Source organism: Hyphomonas sp. KY3 (assembly GCF_017309975.1).
Lineage (GTDB): Bacteria > Pseudomonadota > Alphaproteobacteria > Caulobacterales > Hyphomonadaceae > Hyphomonas.
The window spans coordinates 2,022,443-2,045,752 of the sequence record NZ_CP022271.1 but is presented as its reverse complement, the minus strand read 5'-3'; the positions used below and the strand labels follow the sequence as shown (position 1 = coordinate 2,045,752).

Below are 23,310 nucleotides of genomic sequence, written 5' to 3'. Positions count from 1 at the left end.
AATGTGGGGTCGGGATAGCGCGTGGTGATCTGTTTTGCAAATGAAAATTATTCGCAAAATGAGTCTTTTAGATCGTCACCTGCCAATTCGGGGTGTCGGCCTATCTGCCTGGAGGCAGATATTCACTCATATGCCGGCCATCTGGCGGCAACCCTGCCAGTCAATGAGGGATTGGGGCTGACATGTTGCGAATTGGAGTGGAGGGGTAACTTTCGAATACGTTATGCAAGTGGGCTAGCGCTTGAGAGATTTCAGCACGTCGAATGGGCTGCTCGTGGTCTCTTTAGCTGCCGGCTCGGGAGTTTTCCGAGGTGGCGCCTTGGGCGCCGGTTTGGGACGCGTGCCCGCTTGCGAGTCGGCGGACGACTTCATGCTCAGGCTGATCCGCTTTTGGTCTATATCCACTTCCAGCACGCGAACGCGCACAATGTCGCCAGCTTTGACCACGTCGCGCGGTGACTCCACGAAGCGGTCTGCCAGTTGAGATATGTGAACGAGGCCGTCCTGATGAACGCCAATATCTACAAAGGCGCCAAAGGCGGTGACGTTTGTCACGACGCCTTCCAGATTCATGCCGGGATTGAGGTCGCCGATTTCGTTGACGCCTTCCTGGAAGCTCGCGGTCTGGAAGTCAGGTCTTGGATCGCGGCCTGGCTTTTCCAGTTCGGCGATAATGTCCCGGATTGTAGGAACGCCAAATGTCGCATCAGCGAAGTCAGCTGGGTTGAGTTGTGACAGGACTGCCTTGTTGCCGATCAGGGACTTCACTGATTGTTTCGTTGCCTTGGCGATGCGTTCGACAATTGGGTAGGACTCCGGGTGTACGGCACATCCATCCAGCGGGTCCTTGCCTCCAACGATGCGCAGGAATCCAGCCGATTGCTCGAAACTCTTTGCGCCCATGCGCGGGACTTTCTTCAACTGTTTGCGTGTCAAGAACGGTCCATTCTCGTCGCGGAAAGCGACGATGTTGCTGGCCAGCGTCGTGTTAAGTCCGGAGACATGCGTGAGGAGGGGAGCGGAGGCTGTGTTGACGTCGACGCCAACCGCATTCACGCAATCCTCCACAACCGCGTCGAGCGAGCGGGCGAGTGCAGCCTGATCGACATCATGCTGGTACTGGCCGACGCCAATCGCTTTCGGTTCGATTTTGACCAGTTCGGCCAGCGGGTCCTGAAGGCGCCGTGCAATGGAAATTGCCCCACGCAAGCTGACATCCAGATTCGGAAATTCGTCAGCAGCTAGCTGTGAGGCCGAATAGACGGAGGCGCCGGCTTCCGACACCATGATGCTGGCCAGTTTCAGGTCCGGTGCTGCCTTGCCCAACTCAGCAACCAGAGCGTCCGTTTCCCGGCCGGCTGTGCCATTGCCGACGCCGACAAGATCCACGCCGTGCTTGGCGGCAAGTCGCGTTATGATGGTCAGTGCGCCCGCGCGATCATTGCGCGGCGCATGAGGATAAATGGTGGCGGTATCGAGCAATTTGCCAGTCGCATCGACTACGGCAATCTTGCACCCGGTTCGGATGCCGGGATCAATGCCCATGACCGTTTTCTTTCCGGCCGGCGCGGCGAGAAGCAAATCCTTGAGATTGTTGGAGAATACTTGGATCGCTTCTGCCTCGGCACGCTCCTTCAAACGGGCCAGCGAGTCAGAGGCACCGGATTTGGCAAGCTTGGTCGACCAAGCCTTTTCGGCGGTTTCCCGCATCCAGCTATCACCGATGCTACCCGATGCGTTAATGCCAAATTCCTGACAGATTCGAGCGATTGCCTGACGCGGCGTATCAGCCTTGCGTGTCTGGATTCCGACCCCGACTTTCAGTACGCCTTCTTTCTCTCCGCGCAACATTGCGAGAGCGCGGTGGGACGGCATTTTCTCGAGCGGTTCAGCGAAGTCCGCATAATCCCGAAATTTGTCAGCCTGTTTGCCTTTGACCAGCCGTGAACTCAATTCACCCGCCTCCCAGACCTTTTCCCGGACGTGGCGGACGATGGATGGAGTTTCGACCATTCGTTCGATCAGAATGTCTCGGGCACCTTCGAGAGCTGCCGATACCGTTTCCACATCCTTGGTACTATCAACATAGGCAACAGCCAGTTTTTCAGGATCGCCTGCACATTTCAGGAGTGTTTCGGCCAAAGGCTCGAGCCCCTGTTCACGTGCAATTGTCGCCCGCGTTCGACGTCTCGGCTTGTATGGTCGGTACAGGTCTTCCAACTCAACCTTGGTTTCAGCATTCCAGATCGCACGCTCAAGCGGGCGCGTGAGTTTTTGCTGCTCACCAATGGACGACAGGATTGTTTCACGCCTTGCTTGTAGCTCTGTCAGATAGGTGTAGCGCTCTGCCAATTGCCGCAATTGAGTGTCGTCCAGGCCGCCCGTACGTTCCTTCCGATAGCGTGCGATGAAAGGTATGGTCGCGCCCTCTTCAATGAGCGCAATCGTCGCCGCAACCTGCGCTTCGCGGACGCTGAGATCGCGGGCAATTATTTGAGCGATGGAAAAGGAAGCGGCGGATTCAGACAGCTTGACTGCAGGCATGAACACTTGGGCCTTCGTAATTAAGATAGTTCCAGAAAAAGAGGTGGTAAGCCGAAGCGATACCGCTGCCTTGCATCTTGGAGATCAAGGTTAACCAAATGTTGCGAAGAGCGGAATGGGATGTCATTCGCGCCATCTTTCGCAGCGCTCAAGTCTTGCTCTAAAATTTGCCAAACCCGGCCTTGTTCAGGCCGGGTTCGTATGGGGGGCAAGTTCCGCGACGATGGTCGCCATAAGTGCCGTAAATCTCAGGATATCCGGCTTGACGTCATATGAGGCCAGCCATCGCCGCGACAATTTCGGGATGGACAATGTCACCATGGGCTACATTGATGCCGGCATGCAGATGTGGATCGGTCTTCACGGCTTGTTCGGTGCCCAAATCGGCCAACGCCATCGCATAGGGCAGGGTGGCGTTTGACAGGGCGATTGTGGATGTTCGGGCAACTGCTGCTGGCATATTGGTAACGCAATAGTGGCAGACACCATCAACATTGTAGACGGGTTCGTCATGTGTGGTCGGACGGCTGGTTTCGAAACAGCCGCCTTGATCAATGGCGATATCCACAACCACTGATCCGGGCTTCATCATCGAGATTTGTTCGGCTGAAACGACCTTTGGCGCAGCCGACCCGGGAAGCAGGACAGCCCCGACCACCAAATCAGCGGTCAGAAGTGAAGCTTCGATCGCAGCCGACGTGGAGTAAAGACAGCGGGCGCGACCCGCGAAGAATGCGTCCAGTTCCCGAAGACGATCAAGTGAGCGATCGAGGATGGTGACATTTGCTCCCAGCCCGACGGCCATTTCCGCCGCATTCCGTCCTGCGACGCCACCTCCGATGACGAGTACCTTGCCTGGAGCGACGCCGGTAACGCCACCCAATAGTGTTCCCGAGCCACCTTGAGCTATTTCAAGATACTTGGCGCCAGCCTGAACTGACAAGCGTCCGGCCACTTCACTCATTGGGGTAAGCAAAGGCAAGCGTCCAAACCGGTCGGTTACTGTTTCATAGGCAATGCAGGTAGCGCCCGACTTCAAAAGTCCGCGGGTCTGTTCAGGGTCTGGTGCCAGATGAAGATAGGTGAACAGCGTGTGTCGTGGTTGCAGGCGCGCGATCTCAACTGGTTGAGGTTCTTTCACCTTGATGATCATATCGGAAGAGTCGAACAATTCGTCCGCGTTCGTGGAAATTGTGCAGCCTGCCGATTCATACAGTTCGTCAGAAAATCCAACCATTTCGCCCGCGCCGGTTTCGACGAATACAGAGTGACCCGACCGTACGAGTTCCTGGGCGCCTTGTGGCGTCAGGCCCACGCGATATTCACGGTTCTTGAGTTCTTTTGGGGTGCCAATACGCAAGTCAACAATCCTTTGAGGTGTGGGTCCGATATATGAAGGAGGGTCTAGAAGTTCGCGATCAGATTTACGCGAAGTCGCTGTTGCCAGTCGTCGGTGGCGAACGGGATGAGGATTTCATCCTTGAGCCGATACGCATACAGGCTCGTATTCATCTGGAGGTGCTCGCTGAGTGCGTAGGAGAACGAGTATGTGTGCTGAAGATAGTTGCTGGCATATGGTATGTTATCTTGCGCAAAGGCCGCGAATACCGAGTCGGCTTCTGCGACATGATAGCCATATCCGAAACTATAGGTTCCTGGCGCGCTCGCCTGTCCAAGCGATGCGGAGACTGAATAGCCTGTATCATAATCGTCCGCACCGAGATTTCGAACATATTCAGCCTTGATTTCCAGTGGCCAGCGATCTCCAAAGCCGGAAAAGGACGCTTCCGTCATGATATTGAGAAGATCAAAATCGGACAGATAAGCGCCTGAACCATCAAGCAAGTTGGTGCGTGTATCACCGGAGTCTGCTGTGCCAACCGCCTCGATTTCATAGTCGTAGTATCCGGCAGCAAATCCGAACTCCCACGCTTCGCTGGCTTTTTGATCGAGGGTGAGCTGAAATCCGGATGCTGTGCTGTCTTGGGCGGCGGTCGAACGCTCAATCGGGAAAAACAGCGCGCTACCCCCGATACGAGTCGAACCATTGTCGAGAGCCGCGTAGCGGGCTGCCAAGCCTTGCGGGTTCACATCGCCATCCCAGACGAGATCCGTGCGCCGGAATGGGTTCGCAAATTTTCCGCCCAGCACGGACAATTTGCCGAACGTCTTGATGCCGTAAATTTGGTCCAGGCTTACCTGAAGATCGTCATTGAAGTTGGAGAGCGAAACGTCGGCTGAATTTGGATCGTCAGGATCTCCAGTGACGAGCCTGGCACCAAGTTCGAGAGTAGGTGACGCGGCATATGTGGCCGCGATACGCCCACGCACGACGCCGCGCGCATCATCGCGTTCGTCGCCATCAGACGAGTTACGCTCATATCTGAGGCGCATATCGCCACTTATGTTGAGATTCCCAGTCGGGGCGGCAGGACGCGTATCTGCGACCGTGGCTTCTGCCACGACGGCGCGGGACGTGTCCCGGTCGCTTGTTGCAAGCTTGGCTGGCACATTTGTCGCGTCTTTCAGCATCCGCTCAAGGCGCGCCAGTCGTTCGTCCTGTAAGCGTAGTTTTTCCTGCAGCTCGGCGATGAGAGCTGCTGGATTATCCGTTGCGGCGTCCTGGGCCAGTGCGGCCATTGGCACCGTCGCAGAAGCGATAGCTATGATAGCGCTGGCTTTCAGGAGGTGAAATTTTGTCGAAACCGTATTCGGGTAGAACATCAGATTCCCCCCATCGCGATATACTTCACATTCAGATAGTCATCGAGGCCGTAGCGAGACCCCTCGCGCCCGATGCCAGATTCCTTGACGCCTCCGAAAGGTGTTGCCTCTCCTGAGATCGCAATATCGTTCAATCCAACCATGCCGACTTCCAATTGCTCAGCGACACGCCAGGCGCGCGAAAGCTTTCGGGTCCAGAAATATGCGGCGAGCCCATAAGGCGTATCATTGGCCAATGCGATGGCGTCTTCGTCGTTTTCGAAAACGAGAACCGGCGCAACTGGGCCAAAAATCTCAGTGTGTGCGATGTCCATATCCGTTGTGACATCGCACAGGATGGTAGGCGGCATGAAATTTCCGACGTCTGAGGAGTGACGAGACGTGGACACTGTCGCGCCCTTTTCGACAGCGTCTGCTATCAGAGCCTGAACCTTGTTCTTAGCGGCGGTGTTGATCATTGGCCCCATGTCAGATGATGGATCGAGTCCGTCCCCAACATTCATGGCCTCTGCCGCTGCCACGAATTTATCAAGAAATGCGTCCTTGATGGACGTGTGTAGTAAAATGCGATTGGCGCAGATGCATGTTTGTCCAGCATTGCGAAACTTTGCGACCAGCGCGCCTGCGACGGCTGAATCGATGTCTGCATCATCGAACACGATGAGGGGCGCGTTCCCACCCAGTTCGAGTGACATGCGTTTTACGCTGTCGGCGCTTTGCTGCATCAGTAGTTTTCCAACGCGCGTAGATCCGGTGAAGGAGATCTTGCGAACGAGTGGATGGCTGGTCAGTGTCTGGGCAACGGGCGCTGGATCTTTCGAAGTGATGACCTGGAAAACGCCTGCTGGGAAACCGGCATCCTCTGCCAGGCATTCCAATGCCAGCGCTGACAAGGGCGTTTCATCGGATGGCTTCAGGATGATCACGCACCCGGCGGCCAGTGCAGGCGCAGCCTTGCGGGTTATCATGCCGCTCGGAAAGTTCCAGGGCGTAATGGCGCCGACAATTCCCACGGGCTGCTTGATGACGAACTGTCGCCGGGAGGACGCGCTGGTCGGTATCACATCACCGTAAGCGCGTTTGGCCTCTTCAGCGAACCATTCAATATAGCTGGCATTAAACGTCACTTCCCGGCGGGCTTCTGCCAAAGGCTTGCCCTGTTCGAGTGTCAGTATTTCGCCAAGTTCTTTTTCTGATGCGAGAATAAGGTCATGCCACCGCCGCAGTATCGCTCCGCGTTCTCCCGCCGTCAGCCCGGCCCATGCAACCTGTGCATCATTTGCCAGCGCAATCGCTTTTTCCGTTTTCGGCGCGCCCAGATCCGGCACTTTTGCCACAATGGATCCGTCTGCGGGATTGGTCACGGTAAATGATTTTTCCACAGACGATGCGGCTATGCGCTCCTTCAATCGGTGCAGCAGAGCATTCGACGTCGCTACGGAGTCCGCAGTCGGGACTTGCATGACGGACATGTCATGCGACTCCCAAGCGGGCAGCCGTTTCCGAAAGGCCGGCAGACGCGATGTCGATCAGTTCGTCTATTTCCGCATGCGTGATGGTAAGCGGAGGGCAGATCACCATTGCCTGTCCGACGGCACGCATGATCAGGCCTTTATCGAGGCATATGTCACGACAGATATTCGCCGCATTGTCTTCAGCCGTGAAGTGTTCGCGTGCTTCCCGTGACTTGATGAGCTGAAGACCGGCAATCAAGCCAGCTCCGCGTACTTCACCAATGATTGCATGTTCGTTAAATAGCTGCTGGAGCCGTGCGTGCAGATAGGGGCCTAAATCATTCTTTACGCGATCCACCAAGCCTTCGCGTTCGATAATGTTGATATTGGCATGCGCAACCGCGCAAGCGACGGGGTGTCCGGAATAGGTGTAGCCATGAGAGATGGGACCACCTTCATTGATGGTCTCAAATATCTCATCGCTGAAAGCCACCGCAGAAATCGGCAGATAGCCGGATGACATGCCTTTGGCCATCGGCATGATGTCAGGCTGGACACCATAGTGCTGGCATCCAAACCATTCCCCCAGACGTCCAAAACCACAGATGACCTCGTCTGATACCAGAAGGATATCATGCTTGCGGCAGATCTTCTGAATCTCGGGCCAGTAATTGGGAGGTGGGTCGATGACGCCACCAGCGCCCTGAATTGGTTCGCCGATGAATGCGGCGATATTGTCTGCTCCAACTTCGAGAATTTTTTCTTCCAGTGCATGTGCTGCCCGGAGACCGAACTCCTCGGGGCTCATATTCCCTCCGTGAGCGTACCAGTGGGGTTCCATGATGTGCTCGAAGCCAGGAAGCATGGATGATCCCATATCATGCATGTGCTTCATGCCGCCGAGGCTGGTCGCGGCAAGCGTGCTGCCATGATATCCGAGATGACGGCCAATGAACTTGTGTTTCTTTGGCTTGCCGCGGACGTGCCAATAATGGCGTGCCATGCGGATTACGGTGTCATTCGCCTCGGATCCGGAATTGGCGAAAAAGAAATGGTTGAGGTTCCCCGGTGCGATCTCTGACAGTTTTTGCGCAAGTTCGATCTGGCTAGGCGTCGAGCTTTGAAAGAACGAATTGTAGAATGGCAATTGCTCCATCTGCGCGGTCGCAACATCAACCAATTCCTGGCGACCATACCCGACATTCACACACCAAAGGCCAGCCATCCCATCTAGGATCTTGTTGTTGTCGCTGTCATAAACAAAACAGCCGTCTGCGCTCGTTATGACGCGCACGCCACGTTCTGCGAGTGTCTTTGGATCGCAGAATGGGTGTATGTGGTGAGAGGCGTCCATGGCCCGCCACTGGGCTGTATTCCGATGCGCGATCGCCATTGTGCGTCCCTTTCAATTGTTTGAACCCATGTTGGGCTCAGGCGGCGGAAGGGAGAAGATGACTAAACCGATTGGAGTGGTGCGGTTTCAGCACCGATGGTGCATGACCAATGCGATGTGACTATTTTGGCCAAAGACTGCGCATGTGCCGCGCGATTTCCTGATCCTGAACGTTGCTGTGAGTTTCGAGGGCGTCGACAACCCGCTTCTGATCCGCAAGCGGATGGGTCTGACTCAACTTTGTCACCGCATCGATATTTGAGATGGTGATCCGGAAGGAGCGGATACGGGGAATCAGGCTGTCGACTTTGCCATCGGGTGCGTGCTCCATACGCCACGCGGATTGGGACGCCGCTTCGCTCTGGGCAATCGTGGTCCGCATGATCTCCAGTTGAGCCTCGGCATCATCAATCGGATGAAGCGTCCCTCGTACTTGCGCAGCAATGTAGTTCCAGGTCGGAACGGTTGGCTGGTCCTTATACCAGCTTGCCGAGATATACGCGTTCGGGCCATGAAAGGTCGCAAGCGCTTTTTGGCCGGCGGCCAGGGTGGTGGCGTGTGGATTGTTCCGTGCCATGTGCCCGACCAGCTCAGTGTGACCAGTTGATGTTGTCACCACGTACATGGGGACCGAGGTCGCATAGGGCAGGTCGCCGCAGCTGGTGATTATCTGGCCAAAGGGGTAGGCGGCTATGATCGAGAGCGGGTCAGACGCCCGATAAGGTTTCGGCACATACATGTGCCACGTCTCATTTGCATCGGTCATACTATATCCCTTGTATTTTCTGGGGTCAGTCTTCGCGTCGACAGACAGAAATGTGAGGCGCGAAATGTATAACAGCTGGTGCGGCAGGGGCACCAGAATACCTTTGCTTGGCACCTGAGTCTGCCGGTATCGAAATGTATTGTCACCACAAAGCGCGCGCCACCTCCTGATTGTCGCTGCGCTAACCTAGGAGACTATTCGTGACAGCATTCTCTCAGCGCGAACCGCAGTTCGGTGACATCGTGACGGCTTATGCTGGCAAATTGATGCCAGATGTTCAGATGCATACGTTCAGCCATACACACGAGATTTTCCCCACTCGCACCATCAAGGCTGGTGACACGGTGTCTGCCTTGCCATATGCGGCGACGCCGCTGAGCGATATGCCTATTCAGGCGAATGGTAAATCCTACGATCTGTTCGACTACGTATCCCAGAACCGCCTCGTCGGACTGTTGGCGATCAAAGATGGGCATATCGTTCACGAATACTATGATCAGGGCATCGGGCCGGATACGCGATGGATGTCGATGTCCATGGCCAAGTCAGTATCAACCACGCTGGTTGGTGCGGCGATCAAGGATGGCTTCATCGACAGCGTTGATGACCAACTCGTGAAGTACCTGCCTGAACTGTCCGGTAGTGGCTACGATGGGGTCTCCATCAAGCATTTGCTGCAGATGACGTCAGGTGTGAAGTGGGACGATACTCACACGGTGGCGGAGTCTGAGCGCCGCACCATGCTGGATCTCCAGGTTGGACAAAAACCGGGTGAAATCATGAAATTCATGGCCTCTTTGCCCCGCATTGCCGAGCCGGGAACGGTCTGGAACTATAGCACGGGCGAGACCCATGTTGTGGGTGCACTGGTCAAAGCCGCAACCGGGAAGTGGCTGTCTGACTATTGTTCCGAAACCATGTGGTCGCGTCTTGGCATGCAGGCGGACGCCGCATGGTGGCTGGAGTCGCCGGATGGGCTTGAGGTTGCCGGCAGTGGCATTTGCGCGAATTTGCATGATTATGCCCGATTGGGACTCTTCGCGTTGAATGGCGGGGTGATCGACGGGGAATCGGTCGTACCGGAAGGTTGGTTCACGGAAGCTACTGAGCCACGTATGGCGGGATCCGACCCATTGAACTACGGGTATATGTGGTGGCCCGTGCCTGACCGCGACGGTGATTTTAAGGAAGGCGCATTCAGCGCACGGGGAATCTTCGGGCAATATATCTATGTCAATCCCAGTCGTGGAATTGTGCTGACCGTTCTGAGTTGCCGGTCGAAGCCAAAATTCTCGGAAGCGATCCTGGATAATGATTTCTTCAATGCCGCTGTGGACGCGCTGAGCTAGCTGCCTGGCTTGAACTGAGGCGTGTCCTTGGCGATCGTGTTGGTCAGCCATTGACGGAATTTTCGCAAGCTTGGTTCGTTCCAACGATCGTGACGGGCGATCAAAACATAGTCGCCCCGCCTTGCTGGAAAAGCCGGATTATCCTTGCCGATCCAGACCAGGTCGCCTCTTGTAAGGTGCTTTTCGGCGAGCAAGGGGTTGGTCAGGGCAATGCCCCGTCCGTGGCGGGACGCATCGCTCGTCAAGTTGCCCTGCCACAGGCGAGGACCTTTGAGCCCATCGGCACAATCGACGCCAAGAGAGTTCAGCCAGATCTCCCAAGTTTCGGTTGTATTCTCATGAAGCAACTGATGATTGAGCAGGTCTTCAGGTTTGTGGATTTCAGGGGCGCTCTCGAGATAGTCCGGGCTTGCTACCGGAATGATAGGAGATTGTGCGATCACCTGGCTTCTCAGGTGGGACGGAAGCTCATCAAGATCTTCGTAGGATGCCCAGTAGCGAATATCAGCAGTGGCCTCATGGGAGAGAAAGTCCGGAGCACTGACGGACGGCTTGAGCTCGATTTCCACACCTTGGTTTGCGCGCTCAAGCGATGCCAAACGGCGCGACAGCCATTGCTGTGCAAATCCGGGCGTACTCCATATCAGAAGCTGGTGATGGATGCCCTGATTGAGCAGGTCCAGTGTGGCGTGCGCCACCATATCAAGGGCTTGAGCAATTGAGCGATGATAGTCCTTGCCAGCTTCGGTCAGGATCAGGCCCGTCGGAACGCGTTCCACGAGGGTTATTCCGACCCATTCCTCAAGAGCCCGCAAATGTCGGCTTAGAACTGCATGGTCCCGGTCCAGCCATTTTGCCGCTTTTCGAACGCCGCCGAGCCGGGCGATGGCGTCGAACGCCCGCAATCCTTCAAATGGTGGAAGCGCTTTTCTGAGTGGGGGCTGTTGCCCGGTCTTGATCAGGTCGTCCTTACGGTCGGCCATTCTGGTTTCCCTATCATGGTGTGTTTGTCGCGGGATTGACCTTCCGGCGGGTTCGTAAGTCAAGCTTTGCGCTGATTCCAGTGGGACCATGTGTTCGTCGCGCCTGATTTCATAGCGTGTCACTTATTCACCACCAGGTGGCGATTTCATTGCGCCTTGCCCGCGACGACGGGCTAACCAAAGTTGTACGCCCAAAGCGATCATGAACAACAACCAGATGCCGGCGGCGGCATTTATGAGTCGCCCGAACAGTCCACCTATCTGTCCGGTGTGGAGTGGGTAAAGAGATTCAATTACACGCTCTTCCGGAGCGCTGTTGGCAGCATCATGGTCCAGCAGAACCGTGCCGTCCAATCCGACGAATACGCGGGTTGCACCATAAAGGCGCGGCATCTCTCCGGGTGCCTTCAGGCGAAACTTGTACCATTGCCGGTTTTCGGTGGGCAAATTGATCGCGACGAGAGAGGATCCGGGATACTCGCCGAGTGCAACATCCATCGCGGTGCCTAAGTCCACGATGTGCGTTGGAGCGGGCTTCTGACTTTCAGGGGTTTTTTGTTCCACGCTCAGCCCATTTGCCAGCAGATCAGACTGGGTGAGGGCAGTGCCCGCCAAGATGACGCAGAGCGCAGGAATTGCCCCCCAAAATCCCACGCGCCAATGCCAGCCTGACAATGCCGCAGCTGCCGGGACGGAGGAGGCTTTTGTAAACGCTCTAAGGCGTTTGCGTTGAGACCATCCAGCCATCAGCCCAAGGCTGATATTTGATATCAGAAGGAGACCGGAGATTGTGAGGAAGAGGTATCCCGTTGAGCCCAACATCAGCGATTTGTGAAATTGCGTCAGGGTTTCGAAGATAGCGCCGTCTGAAAACCGATTGGCGTCGGACCGATCACGGATGCGTGCACCGCTACCGTCAATTCGCACTGTGCGGCTTTCACCATCGCGGTCCAAATAGACATCATATTGACCGTCCCGACCACCGGATATCCAGATTGACGAGATTTCGTCGCCTTCCGATTGAAGCGTCTCGATCGTTTTGGCCAGGGCGGCAGTTTCGGTTTGAACGCTCTTCTGCCCGAGGAAGAAATCATCGATATCGGCTCGGAAACTAATCGCCAGGCCAGATGCGGCCTGGAGTGCCCACAAAGCCAGGAAGCTGAGGCTGACATATTTGTGGATGGACCGGACTCTCGGAAAACGCATGAAACCTCCAGTACCAAAGAGCGAAAAATTGCCAGTCTTATGTATCGCAAAGAATTCGGAGCACGTGACAGATGCGAAGTGCGCGACCAGTGGTGCGCTTGGCGCACCTCTTCATGCGTCGTAGGCCCCTTCGCCGATGCGGTCGCGACATGGTCAAGTCGAAGCTGCAGGAAAGCCTACCCGCCGGACCGGCGAACGCGCATTCTACGGGCTTGAGCGCTGCAACACAGAGGGGAGAAGGCATTCATGAGAGTGACGACTATAGCTGCCGGACTGTTGGGCCTGGCTTTGTCAACTGGATGTACATCCAACGCGCAGGAATGGGATATTACCCAAACTGGGCAGCCTTATCAGGAGGTCGAACTCTCCCTGACAGAAGGAACCTGGATAAGTGTTGCTGTCAGTCCGGTTGGCGACACGATCGTGTTCGACGTGTTGGGAGACATTTACTCAATGCCAGCAGCGGGCGGTGCCGCTGAATTGGTGCATGGCGGGCCTGCCATTCAGCATTCGCCGGTATTCAGTCCGGATGGCGCACGCATTGCGTACATCAGTGATGTCGACGGGTCCGATAATATCTGGACGTCGGACCCAGACGGCAGCAACCCCGTTCAGGTCTCGTCCGAGAGCACGCTTGCATTGGTCGATCCATCCTGGAGTGCGGATGGCCGAACCATTGTTGCGGCCCGCATGTTCGATACGGCGAACCGGCTCCATTCCTCTGAATTGGTAACCTATCCTGCTAGTGGGGGTGATGCAGAACAGATCGTCCCGATGCCAGAGAATGGCGAAAACGTGCATGATGCCGTCTATTCACCTGATGGTCAGTTCCTGTACTTCGTCGAGAAAATGACCCCGCCGCATGCGTCCACTGTATATGTGGATGCCAACCACAAGAATTTTGCCATTCGTCGGAAAAGTCTTGAAACCGGCGAGATCAAAACTGTGGTGGGCGGTTTTGGTGGCGCCATGACTCCGTCCATGTCGCCTGACGGCAGTAAAATGGCCTTTGTCCGCCGGGTCAAAGATCAAACAATGCTGTTCACGTACGATTTTGCGACACGCGCCCAGATACCGGTGTTTGATGGATTGGACCGGGATGGGCAGGCTGATTTTCTGGGGCAGGGCACATATTACCCCCGATTTTCCTGGTTTCCCGACGGCAAGGCAATCGCGATATGGGCAGGCGGAAAAATCATGCGCGTCGATATCGACAGTGGGCGCGCGAATGAGATTCCATTCTCGCTGACGGCTAGGCATCGTTTGATCGAGCCGGCGCGATTCACACAAGACCTCGATCCGGATACGTTACGTGTAAAGGCGATTTCGCGACTGGCCCTTTCGCCGGACGAGCAGATGCTTGCGTTCAGCGCGCTCGGACGCATATGGCGACAGGATACTTCCAACAACACGCCGGAACACTTATCGACGACGGAAGCTTCGCAATCGGAGCCAGCCTTTTCACCCGATGGTCGAACCATCGCGTTCATCGAGTGGGATGACGTATTGGGCGGGACCCTGAAGGTGAAATCCGACAATGGAAAAGTGTCCACACTGTTCAAGTCTACCGGCATTGTGCGTGAACCTTCATTTTCGCCGGACGGATCGGTGATCATGTTCCAGATTGCATCGGGCGACGATTGTCTCGGCGGTCACTTGGCGGACCCTGGGATCTACTGGATTCCTGCCGAGGGAGGCAAAGCAACCCCATTGGGCGTCGTCGGTGGCAATCCGAGATTCTCTCCGGATGGAGAGCGTGTGTACTTCACGACAGAGGCTTATATCGACGAGACGCTCGTTACGACACTCGAAAGCGTGTCGATCAATGGGGATGACCATGAAGTGCACGTGCGAACAAAGGATTCAGACACGAGTGAGTTGAAGCTTAGCCCGGATCTGAACTGGATCGCTTATCGGCACTATCAAACGTATTACGTGGCATCCTTTGACCCCGCCGTAGAGGGCGGTGTGTTCGATGCTGATAGCGGCACGCGACTGACAGATGCGGGAGGGTATGAGCTGATCTGGGCTCGGGACTCAGAAAGCGTATTTTGGGCGTTTGGTCCTGATGTGTACCGAGCCTCGGTGTACGCGGATGGCGCCGATCCCACTCTGTTTGCGAGGGTGGATTTGCGCGTTCCTGTGGACCGCCCCAACGGCAAGACCGCTTTCGTGGGTGGCCGGATTATTACCCTGGATCAGGGCGGTATCATCGAACACGGCACACTTGTTGTGGACGGAAACCGGATCGTTGCGGTCGGACCTACCGCCGACGTCGGCGTTCCCAACGATGCACATGTGATTGATGCGACCGGAAAAACCTTGATGCCGGGCCTGGTGGACATGCATGGACATCTGGATGGATGTTACTATGCGTCGGCAGGGCTGTTGCCGCAGCAGCAAGCATCTCGCTACGCAGCACTCTCTTTCGGGATTACCACGAACTACGATCCCTACACATCGGAGCTTCCGACCTACGGAGTTACCGAGATGACCCAGACTGGTGCGATGGTGGGCCCCCGCACCATTGCGGTCGGGAGTGTTATTTTCGGCCGCAAGCGTAAATATGACCCGGTCTACGTCCCGATCGAGACCTATGCAGATGCCGTAGCGGTTATGGACCGTAAGAACGCATTGGGGGGGACAATAATCAAAAGCTACCGACAGATCCAGCGCAAGCAACGACAAATGCTGGTAAAGGCAGGACGCGAAAAAGGCATCATGGTGGACGTTGAGGGAGAGAGCCACTTTTTCAATGGCATTACGGCCATTCTGGACGGCAATCTTAACCTTCAACACAACGTACCAGTTGAGACGCTCTATGATGATTTTATCCAGTTGATGGCGAAATCTGATGTGGCGCACACACCCACTCTGATCGTGCTCTTCGGGGAGTTGATGGGGGAAAACTATCTCTACAATTCGTCTCGGCTTTGGGAAGACCCGCGGGTGGATGCCTATGTTCAGACGACGACGAGTTCTTACAGCCCATTGGCAGTCCCGGTCGGGGCGCCACCTTATGTTCGCGGCATGACAAATATACAGGCAGCGGACGAGATTTGGGACTTGGGGTTCCGCGCGGCTGCGCGTTCCATGAAGGCGTTGAACGATGCCGGTGGCCGGGTGAATGCCGGATCGCATGGCCAAGTCTACGGGCTCGCCATGCATTGGGAACTTCAATTGCTTTCAGAGGGCGGGATGAGCAATCTTGATGTTCTCAAGGCTGCTACGATCAACGGCGCCACGACGTTGGGACTTGAGGAGCAAATCGGTTCAATCAAGGCCGGAAAGCTCGCCGACATTATCGTTCTTGATGAAAATCCGCTGACGGATATCCGGAATACCGAAACGGTCTCGCGAACAATGGTGAATGGTCGTCTCTATGATTCTGTGACCATGAACGAAATTGGAAATCATGATCGTCCACGGCGACCGTTCTACTGGGAAGTCAATGATGTGCCCAAACATATCAACTGGAAGCCCGCCTGGGGCGAGCACTGAGCGCTTTGTCACAGTTATCCAATGAAAGACCATTTTGATGAGTGATCTACCAAAAACCTCCGGAGCTTCGGATGTGGCGGACGTGAATGCCACAGGCGCAGACGATGCGGTGTTCTTCGGTCACCCCAGGGGGCTGGCCTATATCGTGTTTACTGAGGCGTGGGAGCGGTTTTCCTTCTATGGCATGCAGGCATTGTTGATCCTGTATATGGCGACATACCTTTTCCTGCCGGAGAATTCCGGGAATGTTGCGGCATTCGAGCCCTTTCGGAGCTTGTTTGAGGCGGTATTCGGGCCACTGAGCATACAAGCATTGGCATCCCAGGTATTTGGGGCTTATGTGGGCCTCGTCTATTTTGCACCTGTTCTTGGCGGGCTGATTGGAGACCGGCTTCTGGGCCGGACAAAGGCCGTTCTTGCCGGGGCCTTGTTCATGGCGGTTGGCCATTTCCTCATGGCGTTTGAGGCAAGTTTTCTCTTGGCATTGGCCGCCCTGATACTCGGATCGGGGCTCCTGAAGGGAAATCTCGCGGCTCAGGTTGGCGGTCTCTACAAGAAGTCTGACCAGAGAAGGGATTCCGGCTATTCAATCTATGTTTTCAGCATAAATGTCGGTGCCTTTATCGCACCCTTGATATGCGGCACGCTGGGCGAGGTGTATGGATGGCATTATGGTTTCGGCGCCGCCGGAATAGGCATGTTGATTGGCCTCGCTGTTTACCTGTCCGGCCGAAACTATCTGCCGTTGGATACGGTTGTGGAGAGTAAGGATCGTCCGAAGCTGGAAAAGGGCGACGGCGTTGTTATTCTGGCAATCCTTGTGATGCTGGGCCTCACTTCCTTGTATTGGACGGCGCAATCGCAAGTTTGGAACGCCTATCCATTATGGTTGAGATCAGATGTGGATCGTACCGTCTTCGGAATGGAGGTTCCGGTGACATGGTTCCAGTCTCTCGACTCGTTGGCGGTTCTCCTGCTTGCGCCTCTGGTGCTGTGGTATTGGCGCCACCAGTCTCGTCGGAATGCAGAACCAGGAGATCTGATCAAGCTTGCCCTTGGCTGCGCTGTGTTCGCAATTGCGTTCGCACTGCTCGGGTTGGGAGGCGTGTTATCTGCCGGGGGTTCCGTCGCTTTGATCTGGCCCATTATCTTCCATTTTGTCTGCGCCGTCGGGTTTTTGTATGTTGGACCAATTGCGCTGGCGCTGACGTCTCGCGCTGCTCCGGATTCGGTGAACTCCATGATGGTAGGATCCTACTATCTGGCCATATTTGTCGGTGGACTGTTCAGCGGTTGGCTCGCCCGCTTTTATGAAGTGATGTCGGCCTCCGAATTTTGGCTGATGCATGCCGCGATCGTAGGGTCGGCGGCAGTACTCCTGATTGTGTTGAGACCCGTCCTCAGTCGATTGATGCGTCTTGACAGGGATTTGTCCGCCAGTCCCAAGGCACCTTTCCAGCAGGAGGCACTCTAATGCTCGCTCGACTTCTTAAGACTGTTTCGTTTCCGGCTGTGCTTGCGGTGGTCGCCTGCGCGACGACTGGCCAGTTCAAGGATGACGAAACCACTGCGGTACAAGTCTGTTCACAGAGGGGTCCTGTCGATAGTTGCGATTATTTCGGATTGGTTGGGCTGCAGGAGGCCATTGATCAATCCACCTCAGATCGTCGAATTCTGATTAAGACCGGGACATACACGCCGACATCCTACCGGGATGTTCCGTTTCAGGATCTCCATGTACGCGGAGCGGTGGTCGTTCGGGATCGAAAGCTGAGCATTGAGGCGGAGCAAGGGGCAAGGCTCGTTGGCAGCGCAGGTTTTCCCTTGAGCGCGATCGTAATTGAGGACTCAACTGTTCAGATCTCAGGCCTGACCATTTCTGGATTCCACTATGCAGTCGCTGAAGATGATACATATGATGGGCATGGTATTTTCACCATCAACAGTGATGTGAGCTTGGACGGGGTTGTAATCGAAGGCGTTGCCAAGATGGCGCTGACGGGTCGCGAAGCAGGTCGGATCGTTGCGCGCAATTTGACTATCAACAAGTCCCATCTCGGCGTCTGGCTTGAGGAGACTGCAGCGATAGACCTGATAGACAGTGAAATTATCGCCAGCGAATCTGCAGCGGTTGCTGCTTATGGCGCGTCGTCTGCAAGAGTAGAAAACAGCTTGATCAAGGGTAATCAGGATGATGGCCTCTACACTGAGGACACGGCCAGGATCATAAGCCGCGAGACCACCTTGCAGGACAATTCACCCTTTGGTGCCCGTGCATCTGGCGAAAGCGTTATCCTGATCTGTGGCGGCGAAGTGTCCGGCAATGCTGAAGATTACGGAGAAGAAGACGCGGGACGCGTATATCGCAATGAGGTTGATATGTGTTTGCCGGGCTGAGGCCTGCGAAAGACTCCTCTACACCCCTATTCGCCAGAATTGTGTGCCGGCAATCCGTCGGCACACATTTTTTTGTAACTTGGTCGCATTCCTTCATGCGCAATCAAAAAGGCCCGACCTCCATAGGAGATCGGGCCAGTTACGGGGTGGAGGTGAGACGATCGGGAGTCTACCAGAGTTTCCAGATCATCTCATTTCCATTGCCTCTAGAAATTATACGCAGCGCTGACGCCGACAACACGGGGACGCGTGCGGTTTGCGTTGGCCCAGCCCTGGTAGGGGTCAATGGATTTGTTTTCGTCGGTGAGATTTGTGGCGAAAATCTCGAGATCGAAGTTGCCGACGCCGACACCTGCGCGCGCGTTTAACAGGTTCAGGGCGTCTGAACTTTGCGGAAGCGCGGAGGCCACGAAGCTTGACCGGTCGATATAGGTGACTTTGTCCCTATGGTTGAAATCGACCCTGACGAATGCCGGATTGTCAGGCGTCAGGTCGAAGTCATAATTGACGCCCAGTGTATAGCTCAATTCCGGAGTGTAGTCGGTTGGATCACCAACCTGGTTCACCTGGTCGGTATCCGCTGTTTCCACGATCTCGCTGTCGAGATATGAGGCGTTGACCGAAAGGGTGAGACCGGACATGGGTTGATATGCAAGGCCGGCCTCGATGCCTTTCACTTCCACCTTGCCGATATTGCTGGATTCTCCGAGGAACGCTCCATTCACCTCGGTCAACCGACGGCGAACCATATCCTTGTACTCGGTGAAGAAGGCCGCAACATCATACTGGAAGTTGCGAGTATTTCCTTTCGTGCCGATTTCATATGTAAGAATGTTTTCTGGCTCATACGGATCGAATGGCGCGGAGTTGAAGCCGCCGCTTCTGAATCCCGATCCTGCACTCGCATAGATCGTCGCGTCTTCATCATACTGGTAGGTCATGTAGGCACGTGGGTCCAACGACTGAAATGTATCTGCCAGTTCCGTGCCCGTGCCGGGTGCATATTCAATCAGGCTGGTCTGCTCATCGTGGAAATAGCGCATGCCGGCGCCGAGGGTCAGCTTTTCCGTTACATCGAATGAGCCGTCCGCAAACAGAGAGTATGATTCGGACGACGAAGCGGAATAGTAGAACAGATCGTCATACAGAACGCCGCCACCTTGATACAGGTCGCCGCCAGGTGCGTATGCGTATTCATAGTCCGCAGTCAGGGAGCGTTCGCCGTCGCTATAGTATGCGCCGACCGTCCAAGCGTAGTGGTCTGATGCATCCGAAAGCCGAACTTCCTGAGAAAACTGTTCAGCTTCTACAAAGCGATCATCATTCCCTTCAACAAATCCGTACGAGTAATTTCCTTCGCGCGCGATATAGGAGAACGGGTACTGGTGGTCATGGTCGATCTGCGTAGTTGAGGAGGTCAGTTCCGCAAAGCCGAAATCATAGGACAGTTCCAGATTGTAAATGTTGAAGTCGAATTTCTTCGGAATCATCACCTTGCTGCGGTCAGGGCCCACATCGACCGTACGATCAGCTTCTTCATACCCCATGCCGAGTTCAGTTTCTGCGCGCTGGATCTGGACCATCGCCTTGGCCGAAAAGTTTTCCGTAGGCACCCAGAGGATTTTACCGCGAGCGTTCAGGAGTTCGGTGCCATTGCCATCCTCAATGCCTGCCTCTGGTTGGTCGATCCAGCCACCGCCATTTTCGACCCCTACTGCCAGACGGACAGCGAGTTTATCTTCGATGATCGGTGTGTTGATGATGAATTCGCCCTTTTGGCCGATCTCACCTTCAGAGACGGTGTAGAGTTCACCTTTGACCTTGCCTTCGACCTGATCGAGCACAGGATCGGCCGTGATGTAGCGAATGACACCCCCAGCGGCCCCTTGGCCGTAGAGTGTGCCTTGAGGCCCCTTGAGGACTTCCACACGTTCAAGATCGAGGGCCACAGGGCTGAGTTGGTCATAGCCGCTGAGTGAAAGAGGTGCCTCGTCCATGTACATGCCGACGAGGGCGCCAGATCCTGACTGGTTCGCCAGTCCACGGATGAATATTGTGTAGCTGCCCGGACCATCTTCCCGCATGGTCAGTCCAGGTACGCTAAAGGACAAGTCCTGCACGCTTGCTACGCCCAATTTTGCCAGTTCATCCCCAGAGATGGACTCGATGGCCATTGGAACGTCGATCAGACGTTGTTCACGTTTCTGGGCTGTTACCATAATGGCAGACTGCACCAGTTCTGCATCATCGGCCGGAGCGTCAGCTGTTTGAGCATGCGCGCTCGCCGCATGCATCAGCGCAATAATAGCGCTCCCCGATGTCCAAAGATATTTACGTTTCATGTGTTCTCCCGCTCGCTTTTGCTACATTGCCTTCGAGTAAGACGGACAAACAAAAATTTGTGCAGATGCTAAAAGTGAATTGCATGGTGCGGAATACGCACCTCTGGTGGCTTGGCTGGGACAGAGACCAGTTTTGAATGCTCTGAAGCGTTGCAAAACTGAGATCACATCAAACGAGTATTGCTTAGCCTGTCAGCGGGGTGTGACAACCGCCTTTCGAGCACCGACTTGGCCTTCCGAACGTAGTCGTTCAACTGTATCCGGAGAATAACCAAGCACAGTGGTCAACACGTTGAGCGTGTCTTGTCCAAGGGTCGGTGCAGCAGATCTATATGTTACGGGTGTGTGGCTGAGCCGGATTGGGCAAGCGATTCCGGGCACGGTTCCGAGGGTAGGGTGTGGCAAGGTGATGCGTGAGCCCCGCGCCCGAACTTGAGTGTTTTCAAACACATCAGACATCCTGTTGACAGGTCCTGCTGGAACTTTGCTGTTCTGTAGCAGGTTCATCCAGTGTTCGGTTGACCGCGTTCGCAACTTTTCAGTCAATAGGGAGGTCAGGGATATCCGGTTGGCCACGCGTGCACCATTGGTTGCGAATCGATGGTCGCGGAGCAATTCGGCACATCCAATTCGTTCGCAAAGGTCGATAAACTGAAGATCGTTTCCGACCGCCAGGACAATGTGTCCGTCGAGGGTACTGAACACGTCATAGGGTACAATACTTGGATGAGCATTACCCATCCGTTCCGGATTTTCTCCTGTTGAGAGAAACCCCTGTGACTGATTGGCCATTGCGGCGACGAGGCAATCAAGCAGCGAGATGTCGATAATCTGCCCTTGGCCAGTCCGCTCCCGATGCAGAAATGCCGCCTGAATGGCATTGGCTGCATAAAGACCAGTCACGATATCGACCAATGCGACACCGACCTTCAGCGGTCCGCCTCCCGGCTCATCATCTGGAACGCCCGTGACGCTCATCAGACCGCCCATTGCCTGAATCAACAGGTCGTATCCTGGCTGGTCGGCATAGGGGCCCGTCTGGCCAAAGCCTGTTATGGAGCAATAGATAAGACGGGGGTTGATAAGTCTGAGAGAGGCGGCATCCAATCCGTACTTTTCCAACGTACCCGTCTTGAAGTTTTCGACGAGGACGTCGCTTGAAGCCGACAGCTCACGAATTACACTCTGGCCGGCCTCCGTCGAAATGTCGACACAGACCGATTTCTTGTTGCGATTGGCACTTAAAAAGTATGAGGCTTCACGGGTATCGCCATCCTCACCGAATTGAAAAGGCGGCCCCCAGCTTCGTGTGTCATCCCCACGGACTGGATGCTCGATCTTGATGATTTCAGCTCCCAGGTCTCCCAGGAGCTGGGTCGCCCATGGCCCGGCAAGAACTCTGCTCAGGTCCAGAACTCGCAAACCGTCAAGTGCGTTCGCCATATCAATTGAACGCCGCAATTCCGGTTTGTGCCCGGCCAAGGATCAATGCATGAACGTCGTGGGTGCCCTCGTACGTGTTGACCGCTTCGAGGTTGCACATGTGGCGCATCACATGGAATTCGTCCGATACGCCGTTGCCACCATGCATGTCGCGTGCTGCCCGCGCGATATCAAGGGCTTTTCCGGTACTGTTTCGTTTGATCAAGGAAATCATTTCGGGCTTGGCAGAGTTGGTTTCGAGCAGTCGCCCGACCTTTAGGCATGCTTGGAGTCCTATCGAGATTTCCGTTTGCATATCGGCCAGTTTCTTTTGAATGAGTTGGTTCGCCGCAAGTGGTCGCCCGAACTGGTTCCGATCCATTGTGTATGAGCGCGAAGACATCCAGCAGCTACGCGCGGCGCCAAGTGCTCCCCAAGCAATTCCGAACCGGGCCTTGTTGAGACATCCGAATGGACCAGACAAACCTTGTGCATTCGGGAGCAAATGGTCATGCGGCACGAACACGTCGTCCATGACGATTTCGCCCGTGATTGATGCGCGCAGGGCGAGCTTTCCCTGGATCTCCGGAGTGGAAAGGCCCTCCATACCACGCTCGAGCACAAAACCGCGGATCGTGCCATCCAGCTTCGCCCATACGACGAGCACGTCAGCAATAGGGCTGTTCGTGATCCACATCTTCGCACCGTTCAGGCGATACCCACCCTCTACAGCAACGGCGCGAGATGACATATTGCCAGGGTCGGAACCGTGGTCGGGTTCTGTGAGCCCAAAACACCCGACCAATTCGCCCGACACAAGCCCCGGCAACCAGCGCTGGCGTTGTTCTTCGGTCCCATAAGCGTGAATGGGATGTATCACCAAAGACGACTGTACGCTGAGAGCGGACCGATAGCCGGAGTCTACGGCCTCTACTTCGTGAGAAACCAATCCGTAGGCGACGTGACTTACTCCGGCTCCACCATACTCTTCAGGCAATGTCGGACCGAGCAGGCCCAGAGACCCCATGTCCCTCAGGATTTCTCGGTCGAATTGTGCGTTGCGATTGGCCTCGACGATACCCGGCAGGAGGCGCTTCTCAGCGAAGTCGTGCGCGGTTCGTTGCACCGAGCGTTCATCCTCGGTCAGATCGGAGGCGAGCGAAAGGGCGTCGGCCCAGTCAAAGGCAGAATACTTGGTCATCTGAATTCCTGATAGATAGAATGAAGTT

15 protein-coding genes are annotated in these 23,310 nt (G+C 55.3%); 4 read left to right on the top strand and 11 right to left on the bottom strand.

What is annotated here, in order from left to right:
• Positions 1–234 precede the first annotated feature (234 nt).
• The 6 genes from CFA77_RS10045 to CFA77_RS10020 all read right to left on the bottom strand — a co-directional run bounded on the left by CFA77_RS10045 (position 235) and on the right by CFA77_RS10020 (position 8,881).
• Positions 235–2,544, bottom strand: coding sequence for a Tex family protein (locus CFA77_RS10045; protein WP_206990571.1), 2,310 nt, complete (start codon positions 2,542–2,544; stop codon positions 235–237).
• A 268-nt stretch (positions 2,545–2,812) separates the two neighbouring features.
• Positions 2,813–3,904: an alanine dehydrogenase gene (ald, locus tag CFA77_RS10040; RefSeq protein ID WP_206990570.1), complete on the bottom strand. Its 1,092-nt coding sequence runs from the start codon at positions 3,902–3,904 to the stop codon at positions 2,813–2,815.
• A gap of 44 nt (positions 3,905–3,948) precedes the next feature.
• Positions 3,949–5,268: a putative porin gene (locus CFA77_RS10035; RefSeq protein ID WP_206990569.1), complete on the bottom strand. Its 1,320-nt coding sequence runs from the start codon at positions 5,266–5,268 to the stop codon at positions 3,949–3,951.
• Positions 5,268–6,740: an NAD-dependent succinate-semialdehyde dehydrogenase gene (locus tag CFA77_RS10030; protein ID WP_242517311.1), complete on the bottom strand. Its 1,473-nt coding sequence runs from the start codon at positions 6,738–6,740 to the stop codon at positions 5,268–5,270. The genes CFA77_RS10035 and CFA77_RS10030 overlap by 1 nt, the downstream gene beginning before the upstream one ends.
• Position 6,741: 1 nt before the next feature.
• Entirely contained in the window at positions 6,742–8,115 is a 1,374-nt protein-coding gene (locus CFA77_RS10025; protein WP_206990568.1) for an aspartate aminotransferase family protein, read from the bottom strand.
• A gap of 121 nt (positions 8,116–8,236) precedes the next feature.
• Positions 8,237–8,881, bottom strand: coding sequence for an FMN-binding negative transcriptional regulator (locus CFA77_RS10020; protein WP_206990567.1), 645 nt, complete (start codon positions 8,879–8,881; stop codon positions 8,237–8,239).
• Positions 8,882–9,081: 200 nt separating this feature from the next.
• On the opposite strand from CFA77_RS10020, the gene CFA77_RS10015 reads away from it, so the two are divergent.
• On the top strand, positions 9,082–10,230 hold the full coding sequence (locus tag CFA77_RS10015) for a serine hydrolase (RefSeq protein WP_206990566.1): 1,149 nt from the start codon (positions 9,082–9,084) through the stop codon (positions 10,228–10,230).
• On the opposite strand, the gene CFA77_RS10010 is transcribed toward CFA77_RS10015, so the two are convergent.
• The gene (locus tag CFA77_RS10010; RefSeq protein WP_206990565.1) at positions 10,227–11,213 is read right to left on the bottom strand and encodes a LysR substrate-binding domain-containing protein; all 987 of its coding nucleotides are present in this window, start codon (positions 11,211–11,213) and stop codon (positions 10,227–10,229) included. The genes CFA77_RS10015 and CFA77_RS10010 overlap by 4 nt on opposite strands.
• A gap of 123 nt (positions 11,214–11,336) precedes the next feature.
• On the bottom strand, positions 11,337–12,419 hold the full coding sequence (locus tag CFA77_RS10005) for a PepSY domain-containing protein (protein WP_206990564.1): 1,083 nt from the start codon (positions 12,417–12,419) through the stop codon (positions 11,337–11,339).
• Positions 12,420–12,665: 246 nt separating this feature from the next.
• On the opposite strand from CFA77_RS10005, the gene CFA77_RS10000 reads away from it, so the two are divergent.
• Genes CFA77_RS10000 through CFA77_RS09990 form a run of 3 tightly spaced genes read left to right on the top strand, consistent with a single transcriptional unit; the run spans position 12,666 to position 18,317 of the window.
• Positions 12,666–15,920, top strand: a complete 3,255-nt coding sequence (locus tag CFA77_RS10000) for an amidohydrolase family protein (RefSeq protein ID WP_206990563.1) — start codon at positions 12,666–12,668, stop codon at positions 15,918–15,920.
• A 37-nt stretch (positions 15,921–15,957) separates the two neighbouring features.
• Positions 15,958–17,394 (top strand): peptide MFS transporter, encoded by a 1,437-nt coding sequence (locus tag CFA77_RS09995; RefSeq protein ID WP_206990562.1) that lies wholly within the window; start codon positions 15,958–15,960, stop codon positions 17,392–17,394.
• Positions 17,394–18,317: a right-handed parallel beta-helix repeat-containing protein gene (locus tag CFA77_RS09990; protein ID WP_206990561.1), complete on the top strand. Its 924-nt coding sequence runs from the start codon at positions 17,394–17,396 to the stop codon at positions 18,315–18,317. Before CFA77_RS09995 ends, CFA77_RS09990 begins: the two co-directional genes overlap by 1 nt.
• A 206-nt stretch (positions 18,318–18,523) precedes the next feature.
• Here CFA77_RS09990 and CFA77_RS09985 read toward each other — a convergent pair whose 3' ends face one another.
• The 3 genes from CFA77_RS09985 to CFA77_RS09975 form a co-directional block, all read right to left on the bottom strand.
• A complete protein-coding gene (locus tag CFA77_RS09985) occupies positions 18,524–20,659 on the bottom strand; it encodes a TonB-dependent receptor (protein ID WP_206990560.1) in 2,136 nt (711 codons plus the stop codon).
• A gap of 192 nt (positions 20,660–20,851) precedes the next feature.
• Positions 20,852–22,102 (bottom strand): CaiB/BaiF CoA-transferase family protein, encoded by a 1,251-nt coding sequence (locus CFA77_RS09980; protein ID WP_206990559.1) that lies wholly within the window; start codon positions 22,100–22,102, stop codon positions 20,852–20,854.
• 1 nt (position 22,103) lies between these two features.
• A complete protein-coding gene (locus CFA77_RS09975) occupies positions 22,104–23,282 on the bottom strand; it encodes an acyl-CoA dehydrogenase (protein ID WP_206990558.1) in 1,179 nt (392 codons plus the stop codon).
• Positions 23,283–23,310 lie beyond the last annotated feature (28 nt).